The organism is Clostridium bowmanii, assembly GCF_018861315.1.
GTDB classification, from domain to species: Bacteria; Bacillota; Clostridia; order Clostridiales; family Clostridiaceae; genus Clostridium_AD; species Clostridium_AD bowmanii.
Window position 1 is genome coordinate 23,320 of the sequence record NZ_JAHLDL010000042.1, and the last position, 12,920, is coordinate 36,239.

General features: G+C 29.2%; 15 protein-coding genes. 3 read left to right on the plus strand and 12 right to left on the minus strand.

The window, feature by feature from the left end; all coding sequences use genetic code 11:
* Window positions 1-125: 125 nt before the first annotated feature.
* Window positions 126-1,550 carry a L,D-transpeptidase family protein gene (locus KPL51_RS20145; RefSeq protein WP_224854583.1) on the minus strand — a complete coding sequence of 475 codons (1,425 nt, stop codon included), beginning with the start codon at window positions 1,548-1,550 and terminating at the stop codon, window positions 126-128.
* A 350-nt stretch (window positions 1,551-1,900) separates the two neighbouring features.
* Between KPL51_RS20145 and KPL51_RS20150 the strand changes: the two genes are divergently transcribed.
* The gene (locus KPL51_RS20150) at window positions 1,901-2,257 is read left to right on the plus strand and encodes a hypothetical protein (RefSeq protein WP_216165664.1); all 357 of its coding nucleotides are present in this window, start codon (window positions 1,901-1,903) and stop codon (window positions 2,255-2,257) included.
* An 89-nt stretch (window positions 2,258-2,346) separates the two neighbouring features.
* On the opposite strand, the gene KPL51_RS20155 is transcribed toward KPL51_RS20150, so the two are convergent.
* The 7 genes from KPL51_RS20155 to KPL51_RS20185 all read right to left on the minus strand — a co-directional run bounded on the left by KPL51_RS20155 (window position 2,347) and on the right by KPL51_RS20185 (window position 7,297).
* A complete protein-coding gene (locus KPL51_RS20155) occupies window positions 2,347-3,783 on the minus strand; it encodes an MATE family efflux transporter (protein ID WP_216165666.1) in 1,437 nt (478 codons plus the stop codon).
* 16 nt (window positions 3,784-3,799) lie between these two features.
* Window positions 3,800-4,204, minus strand: coding sequence for a MerR family transcriptional regulator (locus tag KPL51_RS20160; protein ID WP_216165668.1), 405 nt, complete (start codon window positions 4,202-4,204; stop codon window positions 3,800-3,802).
* 163 nt (window positions 4,205-4,367) lie between these two features.
* Window positions 4,368-4,907, minus strand: coding sequence for a signal peptidase I (gene lepB / locus KPL51_RS20165; protein WP_216165670.1), 540 nt, complete (start codon window positions 4,905-4,907; stop codon window positions 4,368-4,370).
* A 22-nt stretch (window positions 4,908-4,929) separates the two neighbouring features.
* Window positions 4,930-5,160: a hypothetical protein gene (locus tag KPL51_RS20170; RefSeq protein WP_216165673.1), complete on the minus strand. Its 231-nt coding sequence runs from the start codon at window positions 5,158-5,160 to the stop codon at window positions 4,930-4,932.
* The gene (locus KPL51_RS20175; RefSeq protein WP_216165675.1) at window positions 5,144-5,701 is read right to left on the minus strand and encodes an RNA polymerase sigma factor; all 558 of its coding nucleotides are present in this window, start codon (window positions 5,699-5,701) and stop codon (window positions 5,144-5,146) included. Before KPL51_RS20175 ends, KPL51_RS20170 begins: the two co-directional genes overlap by 17 nt.
* A gap of 377 nt (window positions 5,702-6,078) precedes the next feature.
* Complete coding sequence (locus KPL51_RS20180; RefSeq protein WP_216165677.1) at window positions 6,079-6,678, minus strand: nitroreductase family protein; 600 nt, start codon at window positions 6,676-6,678, stop codon at window positions 6,079-6,081.
* Between the two features lie 172 nt (window positions 6,679-6,850).
* Complete coding sequence (locus KPL51_RS20185; RefSeq protein WP_216165679.1) at window positions 6,851-7,297, minus strand: MarR family winged helix-turn-helix transcriptional regulator; 447 nt, start codon at window positions 7,295-7,297, stop codon at window positions 6,851-6,853.
* Window positions 7,298-7,988: 691 nt separating this feature from the next.
* Between KPL51_RS20185 and KPL51_RS20190 the strand changes: the two genes are divergently transcribed.
* Window positions 7,989-8,342: a hypothetical protein gene (locus KPL51_RS20190; RefSeq protein WP_224854580.1), complete on the plus strand. Its 354-nt coding sequence runs from the start codon at window positions 7,989-7,991 to the stop codon at window positions 8,340-8,342.
* Between the two features lie 190 nt (window positions 8,343-8,532).
* Complete coding sequence (locus KPL51_RS20195; protein ID WP_216165681.1) at window positions 8,533-8,949, plus strand: zinc ribbon domain-containing protein; 417 nt, start codon at window positions 8,533-8,535, stop codon at window positions 8,947-8,949.
* 297 nt (window positions 8,950-9,246) lie between these two features.
* Here the strand turns inward: KPL51_RS20195 and KPL51_RS20200 are convergent, their stop codons facing one another.
* The 4 genes from KPL51_RS20200 to KPL51_RS20215 all read right to left on the minus strand — a co-directional run bounded on the left by KPL51_RS20200 (window position 9,247) and on the right by KPL51_RS20215 (window position 12,550).
* Window positions 9,247-9,981, minus strand: a complete 735-nt coding sequence (locus KPL51_RS20200; protein WP_216165683.1) for an amino acid ABC transporter ATP-binding protein — start codon at window positions 9,979-9,981, stop codon at window positions 9,247-9,249.
* A complete protein-coding gene (locus tag KPL51_RS20205) occupies window positions 9,953-10,738 on the minus strand; it encodes an amino acid ABC transporter permease (protein WP_216165685.1) in 786 nt (261 codons plus the stop codon). The genes KPL51_RS20200 and KPL51_RS20205 overlap by 29 nt, the downstream gene beginning before the upstream one ends.
* Window positions 10,739-10,747: 9 nt before the next feature.
* Window positions 10,748-11,560, minus strand: a complete 813-nt coding sequence (locus KPL51_RS20210) for a transporter substrate-binding domain-containing protein (RefSeq protein WP_216165687.1) — start codon at window positions 11,558-11,560, stop codon at window positions 10,748-10,750.
* Between the two features lie 345 nt (window positions 11,561-11,905).
* A complete protein-coding gene (locus KPL51_RS20215) occupies window positions 11,906-12,550 on the minus strand; it encodes a superoxide dismutase (RefSeq protein ID WP_216165689.1) in 645 nt (214 codons plus the stop codon).
* Window positions 12,551-12,920: the final 370 nt, after the last annotated feature.

Sequence of the window (12,920 nt, forward strand, 5' to 3'; positions counted from 1 at the left end):
TATTTATATATCAATAATAACACACAATTAAAAAAGAATCATAAAATTTCACCTTAAAAGTCCATAACCATCTAAACAAAAGACGCTATGATTTAATCATAGCGTCTTTTGTTTACTTTTTTAAATCACTGCAAATAACATATAACCGGAGTATCAGCCTCAATATTATCATATATTGTTTGTGCTAAACTAGGTGGTGAATTTATACAGCCATGAGAACCATTTGTCAAATATATATTTCCACCAAATGCTTTTCTCCAACTTGCATCATGTATACCAATTCCACCATTAAAAGGCATGAAAACATTGACAGGCACACTGTACCCTTCTCCCTTTAATGTGGCATTTTTTTCTTTATATAGTAGTTTATAAACCCCTGTAGGTGTTGTATAATTGCTGCTTACATTACCAGTAACAACATCTCCTTGTGTAATAAGAGAACCATTCTTATAAAACCATAAATGCTGTTTTGTCATATTAATTTCTACATAGGTATTCCCGATATCATTAATATCATGAGATAAAGCGGTTTGACTATAGCGGGGTTCCTTTGCTATGGTTTGTCCACCTTTTATAGTCCCAATTAAATCTGCCACTTCTCCTGAACGCTCAACTAACCATCCATAATTTCCACCACTGACCTTTACCGTTGTTCCCAGTGATGTTATAAACTCTCTTTGCTTACCATATGTATCATAATTATTGTCAAGGTTACTAAGATAATTTTTTATTTCATTTTCATCAAATATAATTGCAAGATTTTTATCAACACTAAGCCAATTATGTATTAGAGAAGCATCTAAAACTTCTTCACCTCCTTTAAAAGTATAAGTAATTTTTGAAGCTATATACTTATTAAGTAAACTTTTAGTATTTATAACTTCTTTGGAACTTGAAATATATTTTGGATTTATATAATAATGTTTTGTTTCCAAATTTATTGTTGTTTCTCCACTCAGAATTGCATTTACTACATTTTGATACAAAGGCTTGCTACTTACTTTATTACCCATAACTTCCTTTACAATCACATAGCCTGTATCTGAATACTTAAAGCTAACTTCTTGAGGTTCAATTACTTTCTTATTGTCAAAACAAGTGAGATTATCAAAATGTTTTTTTAATAGTTTTTCATCATAGGTTACTATATCATTTATTTTAGATGCTTTAGGATTAAAAAGCGTACTAATCCACTTAAAAGAATTCTGACTATCTTTTAGCGCTTGAATTTTATCATTTGCATTATATTTCAAGCTAATATCGGAAGCCTTGATTTGTTCTTTCACACCATCTCGTTCTTCTAATTCCAATGTATATATTTCACTTTTTGCGGATACTGCTTTATCTAATTGCTCTACAGTTTTGCCAGAAGCATTAATACCATTAATTGCAGAACCAAAATAAAAATGAGTGCTAAAATATATTGATATACCCAAATATAGGACAAGGAGAATAAAAATAGAAGTTATAATAACATTAATATGTTTATTGAGTTTTATTGATTTTGCTTCCATTCTAGATTTATTACGTTTTACCGGTTGCATTTCCATGAGACACCTCTTTTAATATAATATTACATTTTAATAATATTCCAACATAAAGAAAATGTAAAGTGAACTAAAAAACTTTTTATTATTGTAACAAGGGTATTCGCGTGGGGCAAATAAGTCGCCCAAGAATAATCAACTAAATAAACTTTACTCCATTGCCTGTTTTAATTCATTAAATACACCCCTTTTTTAGTAATATATATATTATTATCTATTATACAGTAATAATGGTATAATCAAGTGAAAAATTTTCTTATAAACATATGATTATAATTAAATCCGTAAGGTCAAAATTTATAATAACTAATAAATATAAAATTTATTTTAATTTAAAACTTGGGAGGAATAAAATGTTAGATAAACATTCCGCATTTGAAAAATACAAAAAATCAGTTACTGTTAGCAATAAAGAGATAGCCACTAAGCTTGATAATCCTTTTAAATTAAAAGGTACACGAGATAGAGACTTATCCCAATTATTTATTAGAGTAGTTGAAAGAGTTAATAAAAATTACAGAAAAAGTAATCAAGCAATTGTGGAACAAATTAGTAAAGTTACTAGCTTCAATATTAATAGATTTAACAAGCTCCTTACTACAAATGTAGAATTTATTCCAAATAAAGAAGAAGTTAGAATACTTGAGTGGTTATTGTGTAATGATATTAATGATTTTACAGAAGATTTGAAAATTAAATATGAAGAATAAATTATAAACGCCACACTTTCTATTTAATAGCAAGTGTGGCGTTTAGTAACTTTTCATATCAATTAAATACAGATAATTTATGGTTTACGTTAAAGTTCATTTATTACTTTATCTATATTAACTATATCGCTGTACCCATATAAGCTAATTTCTGTTTCTTCTTCATCCCTTATAATTGTTGACTTATGATTGTCATCCAATTTTTTCATCTCAATTAAAATAAATATCCCAGTTACTACCGCTGAAAAAATATCAGCTAAGGGTCCTGCAAATATGACACCTTCTAATCCATAAAATTTTGGTAATATGATTAAAGCAGGAATAAGTATAAGCACCTGTCTTGAAAGACCCAGTAATGCAGAATGTTTGGGTTTACCCACGGCTTGGAAGTAATTCGATGAAACAATTTGAAATCCAATAAAAGGTAAAAACATCATAAACCTTTTAATTGCTATAGTTCCAAATGCAATAAGCTCTGTATCTTTACTATTAAACATAGAGACTAATTGTTCTGGGAATAACCTTGAAACAATCCATCCAAGTATAACAATACTTGTTGCAAATATGACTGCTAATTTGTATGTTTCTTTTACCCTATCATACTTCTTTGCACCGTAATTATACCCAATAATAGGTTGAGCGCCCTGAGTAATACCAAAAACAGGCATAACCATAAGGGTCATAATACTAAATACAACACCCATACCCGAGATAGCAATATCTCCTCCATAAGTGGCTAAGCTAGTATTCATTATAAAGTTTTGTATGCTGGCTGCAATCTGCATTGCAAATGGTGCAGCACCTAAAGCAAGAATCCCACGAATAACAGCAGGTTTTAATTTTAGATCTTTTTTACGTATTTTTAACAAACTATTTCCTTTTAGGAAATACCTCATTACCCATATTGCTGAAACTGCTTGGGATATAACGGTAGCAAATGCTGCTCCTTGCATGCCCCAATGGAATCCAAATATAAAAATGGGATCTAATATAGTATTGATTAAAGCTCCAATTAACATAGTGTACATGGCTATTTTGGGACTACCTTCAGATCTTATAAAATTGTTCATACCCATTCCAATGGATTGGAACACTCCTCCTAAGAGAATAATCTGTATATACCGCCTTGCATATGGTACTATTTGTTCACTGGCTCCTAAAAGCTTTAACAAAGGTTCCAACCCTACTAATCCTATGATAGTTAAGATCAAAGAACTCAAGATTAATAAACTAACCGCATTGCCAAAAATAACTTCAGCTTCTTCTTTTCTATTTTGCCCTAATCTAATTGATACTAATGAATTTGCACCTATGCCTATAAGCATATTAAAGGCCATCATTACTAGCATAACTGGGAAAGCAATTGCAATACCAGCAATTCCTTGAGACCCCACTCCATTTCCTATATAAATTCTATCAACTACATTATATAGCGCATTTACTAGCATACCTACTATTGCAGGTAGTGAAAATTTTATTAATAATTTAGATACTTTCATTTCTCCTAATTGTTTCGATTTGTCCATTTAGATTCGTTTCTCCTTATTTGATGTGACGAAATCCTTCAAGCTTTGTTAAAGCTATTTGAAATTTCTCTTTAGAATTTATTAAAGAAAGCTCTTTTTCTTCAAGTAAAGCTATTTGCTCTTTAATTTGATTTATAGATTTATCTATCACAGAATTGTCTTTTATATCTCCATTAAAAATTCCTTTAACGTCATTTCCCAGTTCCATAATTACTTTAACATCTTTTAAGCAGAAGCCTAAACTTTCTCTTAAATCCTTTATTCTATTAATATTTTTAATGTCTTCTTCAGTATATAATCTATAAGAAGCATCGGTTCTTTTAGGTTCTATAAGTTTCAAGTCTTCATAATATCTTAAGGCCCTTTTTGTAAGCCCAGTTTTAAGAGCAACTTCTTCTATTTTATAATATGTTGTATCCATAATTCACCTCACTAAAATATTATGCACCACTATAACCTTTACGTCAAGGTTATAGTTACGTATTCTACTGACTTCATTAGGTTAAATTGAAGGGAAACAAAATTGCCAAGCATCTCAATTTTAGTATTTTATATTTGCTATATTTACCCAGGGGCCAGACCCCTTATTTACTAAGAGCATCATTCCCAATCACAAATTTTCCAAATCTCTTAAATGGATATACTATAAACTGCGCTTTTCCTTTTATATCTTTACTATCTATATACGGATTTTCCCATCTTCTAGCATCTTTGGAGTTTGCTCTATTATCTCCAAAAAACAAATATTTATTTTCTGGAACCTTAAATTGTATACCTAACTCTTCCTTGTTTACTACATAAGGCTCTTTAAATTTCTTTCCATTAACAAAAACTTCTCCGGTATCTTTTACATCAACTACATCTCCTGGGAGGCCAATCAGTCTTTTTATTAATTTCTCTTTTAATTCATAAGAATAAAAGACAATTATGTCACCTCTTTTTAATTTACTTTTTTTATAAACCCTTGCAACTGCAATTTTATCTCCTATCTTAATTGTTGGGTACATAGATTCTGATGGAACTTTAACATTGTAAAATAGAAATCTATTTATTAATGTTGCTAAAATTATTGCTGAAATTATTGGCATCAACCACTCTTTACTAACCTGTTTTAATAACTTCATTTATTTAACCCCCTTTTAAAAACTACAATGCACTAATTGGAGTGAAAATAGACATAAAAATACATATTAAAATCCACACTTGAATCACCAATTTCAAAACTTTTTTTAAGATGCAAGATAAATAACAATAAGATCGTTGCCTTGAGTCATAAAAAAGTCTTTGATATATTCTTTGTTTAGTTCCAACTGGCGGTTCAATTTCTATATTTATAGATTTAAACATTTCTTTTAAGATTTCATCTTGATTCATCATATTCATCTCCTGATATCTTTATAAATTCTTTTTTGAAACTGATTTTCGATCTTTGTAATAACCCATCAATAGACCTTGGTGTTTTGCATAAGTATTTTGCAATGTCGTTTACACTATAATTATCTATATATTTAAGAATAAGAACATACTTATAAATAGGCTTCAAATTATTTAATGTTTCTAAAATTACTTTTCTAGTCTCCAAATTGATAACCATGAATTCAATATCTTGATTGTCTTCTACGTAATCAATTTCTTCTGCATAAGCAAAACTCTCCTTCCGGATAGTATTTCTATAATAATTTAACACTTTATTTTTTGCTATTCCACAGAGCCAAGTTTTATAGGAGCTTGTACCTTTATAGTTAGTGAGAACTTTCATTGCACTTACAAAAGTCTCCTGAACTATATCCTCTGTGGATTCTTTGTTTGCAGCCAATCTTAAAAATACGAAAGAATAAACATACTTAAAATTTGAATCATATATTTCCTTAAATTTTTCATTATCCCTTTTCTTATTATTAAAAATATTCTTTATCATCTATTTCCACCTAACCATTTGTAGTACTAAAGTATAATCTTAGATCATTCGTAATTTATCATTTTATCAAAGCCTTCATATCTTAGTAACACAACAAGATGAAATCCCCCGAAAAAATTAAAAATATTTATTTTTCTTCTTCATGTATGTGATTCATACCTTATATCTAATTCTTTTATATTATTTAATGCCTAATTGTACCATAAATATATAACTATCTAAATACAGTATATTACATGTTTTTTATGCTTTTACATATTAATTAAGGGTAAGAGTTATTAAATTAAGTTACTATTTGCAACATAGAAAAAGAGCCTATTCCATAGATTTCTCTATGAAATAAGCTCTCCCTTTTTATCTATTAGTTAAAGTGTCAATTATTTAAATACTTTAATACGATTTTCTAATGGTTGAAACTGTTTTTCATCCGGCTGTGCTGTTGGTTTACCAAATGGCATTTGTGCAATAAGTTTCCAGTTACTTGGCACGTTCCACTCTTTTTTTACTTCTTCCTCAATGAGTGCGTTATAATGTTGTAGTGATGCACCAAACCCTTCAATTTCTAAGGCAGTCCATATAACGTATTGGTGCATTCCACTTGATTGCTGAGACCATATTGGAAAATTGTCCGCATATAGAGGAAATTGACTCTGAAGAGATTCAGTTACAGCAGCATCTTCAAAGAATAAAACTGTACCATATCCATTACCGAATGAATTTATTTTATCCTCAGTTTCACCAAACTTATCAGCAGGAACTATCTTCCTTAGAGCCTCTTTTGTAATATCCCATAATTTATCGTGATGTTTTTCTAACAATAAAATTACTCTAGCACTTTGAGAATTAAATGGTGATGGAGTATTCTTCACGGCCTGTTCAATAACTTCTTTTATTACCTCATCTGTTGTTACCTTTTCTTTACTAATTGCATAAAATGAACGTCTGTCTGCTACAGCAGTGTAAAAATCTTTTTTCATATTATATTCCTCCAATTTTTATTAACTATTATTTTCTCATTATTTTCAAATACAAACTAATGTATGCCTAATTATATTTAACTAAATCATAAAATAATTTCTTTAATTATCATACAACTAATTAGTTTATTACTAATTAGTTGTATGTAATTAAAATATATGGTGTACATATTTATACACCTGATAATTTTTTAAGTAACCCTATTAAATTTATCTTTTCCTGTGAAGTTAAGTTACTAAAGATTTCATTTATATTTTCTAAATGTTTTGGGAATATGTCTCTCATAACACTTTTCCCTTCTTCGGTAATACTTATTAAATTAACTCGTCTATCTTTTGGATGAGTACATCTCTTAACTAAATTTACCTTAACTAAATTATCTATAACAACCGTCATATTCCCACCAGTGGAAAGAATTCTTTCTATTATTTCACAGACCTTTAAATCTCCTTTATGATATAAAATCTCAAGTACTGCAAACTGAGAAACAGTTAGCCCCCCCTCTTTAATAGTTTTATATTCTGTCTTATGAACATTTTGAGTACATCTACTTAATGCTATCAATGTCTTTAAATTTAAATCTACTAATTTTCCATAAGTATTCTTTTCTTTATCCATACTTATAATATATTACTAATTAGTAATATCGTCAAGTTTTTTTTATAAATAGCAAATATAAATATTAAGAAGACTTTGCAACTTAGGAACTATTAGATTATAAATCCTATAATATTTAGTAATATAGCTCCTATTAATGCTATCCCCAATACAAAACACGTTAATGCCCATAAAGCTTTTAAAAACCGCATTATTCTATTCCTCCTGTATAATTAATACACTCAAATATTTGTGAATTATTTTCATTAATTCTTAGTGCATAATCGAAATATTTAAAACATATTTTATATTATATTTATGAAGAACGTTGATTATGAGTTTTTTAGTATCCAGCCAGGTTATTTATATTTCTAATTTTTTTCACTGCCCCAATTGATATTCTTACTTATTTCACCATAATTCTTTGTTCTCCTATAATATAATGCTGCTATCTGAGTCAATTTCTCTCCACAATTTATTAATTCGGCTCTGTTGAAAATTGATGTTTTCTGAATATTTAATTATAGTAAAAGCATATGAAACTTTACGGTGTTTTGTTATATCAAGTGTATAATCAGTAAAAATAGATTTAGAGGCTTTAGGGAGAAGAGGACAAGAGGAAGTTTCAAGAAATGCCAAGTAAATTAAATAAATAACAAAAATCCATAGAGATTCATATACTATATTGTAAATACTTTTAGGAGTTAATTTAATGTATATTGATGAAGAGACTATTAGATTATTTAATCCAACATACAACTGTAAAGTAGAAACTGAAGATTTGCAACAAGAATATAGGATTGGACCAACTTCTGCGCCTCCAAACTTTACGCCACCACAACCTCAATCCAAACAATTGGGGGCTACCCCTCTAAATATAGACTCAGGTGCAATTAGACCTTGCCAATATAAATTCGTATATATATGGCCAAGAAGAGGCAATGGATTTTGGGCATGGTTAACATTTGTTGGCCCTAGATCTATAGCAGGTTTTCGTTGGAATAGAAATTCTTGGAGATATTTTGGAATGGATCTGAGGGATATCCGTAGTTTTAAGTGTTTTTAAAATAAAATTTATATCCTTAATACTAAACTAATTACACATATATTCACCATATTATTAATATATTTTAACATTATATGCTTTTAGTCTTAATAACTAGTACGCAATAAAATACTAGTTATTAGTACTAATGGTAATAGATGTAAACAATTATGATTATTAGTTTATATAAAGAAGGATGGTGTTTTAATAAATGAGTTTTTTAAAGAAATTAGGGGAAACAATGAAAGATACAGCCTCAACTATAGGATCAAAATCCTTAGATATGGTAGAAACCGGGAAACTTAAACTCCAGCGAACCCAACTGGAAACTACTATTAAAGAGAAAAAACTAGAAATCGGAGACTTGATTTACACAGCTCAGAAACAAACTATTATGGTAGATTCGGATATTTTAAAAAATATATTTGAAATAATAAACGGTCTGGAAAAACAAATTACAGATATTGACGAAAAACTTCATAAAGAAGTAGTCCTGACAACTTCAACACCTGCTTTCCATGAAGATGTTCAGGATGAATCCATCCCTTCACAAATTTACTGCTCAAAGTGTGGGCAAGAACTATCTAAGGGAGCTAAGTTCTGCATCCGATGCTGTGAATCCCAATAATAATCCTATAAATATTTTTCATTATTCACTTTAATAACAAAAAAATATCAAACTCTGGCTTAGAATTTGATAGTAATTTACAATTAATTTTTAGTTTTGTCACTGTAATGACACATAGAATTGTTACTATAAGTGAATAGAAGGTGATTGATTTTTTTAATTAGAGTCCCCCTTTAATTAAATATAAATTTAATATAAAATCCTTAAAAGAACTGATTTAATATAATCAGTTCTTTTTTTCTGTTTCACAATATTATAAGTCAGAACTTAGTTACCAACTTATATTTACTAAATTCTTTACACCTTCCACACAAGTATCTTATTTAAAAAGGACGTTAACTGCTCCGATTTTGGAGACTTAAATGTTTCCGCACTGTTGCCACTTTCAATTATTTTATTATCCACTAAAAATATTACCTTTTCACATGCATTTTTAGCAAAACCCATTTCGTGAGTTACAATTATAGTGTTTAGCCCATCATTTTGAAGCTCTCCTAACATATTTAGTACTTCTGAAGTATATTCAGGATCAAGGGCTGAAGTCGGTTCATCCAGTAATAAAAGTTCTGGTTTTATAGCCACGGCCCTTGCTATAGATATCCTCTGCTTTTGCCCACCCGAGAGTTGAAATGGATATTTATCCTTTTCCTGCACTAACCCAAACCTACTAAAAAGCTTATTTACTGTTTCTATTGCTTGAGATTTATTTATACCAAAAGTATGAATAAGTGGAAGTGTAACATTTTCCATAGCAGTAAGATGCTCAAAAAGTCCCTTAGACTGAAATACAAACCCAATATTTTTACGATGAATTTGCAACTCTTTTTCATTGAAATTAATTTCCTTACCATCAATATACATCTCTCCTGAACTCGGTAGTAGTAGTCCCCCAATAATTCGAAGCAAGGTGGATTTTCCTCCTCCTGAAGGACCAATAATGGCAATAGAATTAATATCATCTTCAAAACATACATCCTGAAGTACCACTTGTTTGTCGAAACTTTTACATATGTTTCTTAGCTCTATATTCATGCTTATATCTCCTCTCAAGCCATGTTGATACCATTGAAACACTAAAGGTAAGTATAAAATATAAGAACCCAACGAATATATAATTCTCAAACATTCTAAAGTTATCTGCAGATATTTCCTGTATTGTTTGAGTAAGCTCAATTACAGCAATTACAGAAAGCAGAGAAGAATCCTTTATTATAGATGAAAATTGACCCGCAAGTGCTGGTAATATTCTAGCCATCAAAATTGGGAAAGTGACCAGCTTAAAAGTTTTTATAGGTGTAAGTCCAATAGCTTTTGCTATTTCATATTGCTGATTATCAATACTTTCAAGGCCCCCCCTTATAATCTCAGAAATATATGCTCCTTCAAATATAGACAGAATTATAATTCCAGCTAAGTATCTATTGTTAATCCCCCAAGCTGTGCCAATAATATAGTAAAAAAAGTAGATTTGCACCAAAAGAGGTGTGCCTCTTATTAAGTGTATATAAATCTTACATAGATAATTTATTATTAGTACCTTCGACTTCTGGGCGATAGCAGTTAATGAGCCAATAAATAAACTTATTATTAGACTGCCAATAGATATCACTATAGTCATTAAAAATCCTTGCCATATTCGCTGTTTATACTTAAGCAGAGTTGTAAAATCTAATTTCAAACCAATTGAACTTATAGATAACCACATAAAACAAATAAGAATTAACAAAACACAAAAAGCACTTAGAACTTTATTGATAACTGTTGGATTTTCATTATGTGTATATTTCATATTATCTCCTTAATCAAAAAACCATGGAAATGAAAGCTTGTCAAATATCTTCTTTTCCTCTAGCATATATTTGTTTGTAAGCTTATTAAATCCACCTTTTGCCTTATATTCTTTTATAAAAGAATTTATTTTATTTAGCAGTTCGGAATTTCCCTTATTAACAGCCATTCCCCAATTTTCGCTATCCTGGAATGGTATTAGTATAGCTTTTGTAGTTTCCTTATTAGACTGATTCTGACGGTAAATTGTTAGTTGATCATAAATAAAAGCATCTGCTTTGCCTTGTACAACTTCTGTAACACATGCGTTTTCAGAAGTTAGTGCATTTATCTTTGCCTTTGTCAATTTAGCATTAGCATATATATACCCAGTTGTACCTTTTTTAACATCTATAACTTTATCATCCCGATTTAAGTCTTCGACCTTATTTATATTAGAATTATTATTTACTAATAATCCAAGATAGGAGTGAGCATATGGATTCGAGAAGTCCACAACCTTTTTACGTTCATCAGTAATAGTCATAGAAGATATAACAACATCTACCTTTCCAGTCTGAAGTGATGGGATAAGTCCATCCCAATTAGTATTTTCAATTTTTACTGGTCTTTTTAAATATTCACCCAAAGCTTTTGCCAAATCTACGCTTATGCCACTTGGATTTCCCTTGGCATCTTTTGTCTCAAAAGGTGGATATGCAAGTTCCATCCCTATAACTAAAGGTTTATCCTCAGTCTTCACGTCGACTTTTTTCGATGTACAACCTACAAATAATGTTCCTGTCATTATAAATATTAATAAAAATGATAATGTTTTTTTCATAAAGATATACCCCCTGTACTTTGTATATTATATTTTGCCTTAATATTATACTTTAATTAATTGTGTGAACCTAAACAATACATTTATATTATAATCCATATTTTTTTAATAAACCAATGAAAATTACAAATAAGTGTTTCTTTATTTTATTTATTTATTCAATTTAGATATACTACTTAAATATGGAAAAAGTCAAGCATGAAAAAGCCGGTGAATTACATCACCAGCTTTTATACATCTTAAGATGTATATTATCCTTCTACTTTTACTACTACACCATTTTCAGTATATATATATCATAAACTATGCTTAGATTTAATAGAAAATCTTTTAAAATTATCATAGTTATAAAAAAATATTTGGAAAACATCTATGCTGATTTATATCCCCAAACTGCATTGAAGAGACGAATTTTTGAAATCTTTCATTCAAAATGCTCCAGTTTATATTTTCGACAAATGTAGAAATATATTTTCTTTTATTTGTTCCAAAATCCATGAAATATGCATGCTCATAGACATCCATGATTAATATTGGATAAGAGAGCCATACTGACCCAGTATCATGTAAATCGCTTCCTATTATGTGTAATTTGTTATCAAGCAGATCTATAGAAAGAACTGCCCAACCCCTCATCGATAACCCTACATTTGTAAGGTAAGAGATAAAATTTTCATAAGAAGAAAACTGATTTATTATAGCATTTAATATTGGCCCATAAGGAATATTATTGCCTCCCACTATGTTTTCAAAATAAAGATTGTGAAGTTTTACACCATTCAGAGAATATGTCTCTCCTAGTTTTAAGCTACGCATTCTAGACATAGAAGCATTACTATCAACATAGTCTGCAGGTATATAGGGAGTGTTCCAAATTTCATTTAGTAGCTTTACGTACCCTGAATATAATTTATAATGTTCATCAAGTTGTTTCATAGAAATGCCTTTGACAGATTTGAAATCAAAAGTTTCAGGTTTTAAATTATACATTAAATCACCCTTAAAAATACTATAATATATAATATGTATAAGGTTGGTGTCTTTATACCCACTTTTAAATATATGAGCATTATTAATAAATATGCTCTAAGTTAAAATAACAATAACTTATAAATCACCATATACTATATTGTAAATACTTTTAGGAGTTAATTTAATGTATGTTGATGCAGAGCTGAAGCATGATTTATTTTAAAATCATTGATTTTATCTTGAATCACCAATTACTGGTATTATTTATAATTTATAGGATTTCTTTTTCAAATATTATTAACAAAATATTCTAATGTGTATTATTATTTTTATCTTTTAGTAAAAAAACAAACCACAAAAAGGCCCTCAAAAGAGTGCTATAATCATT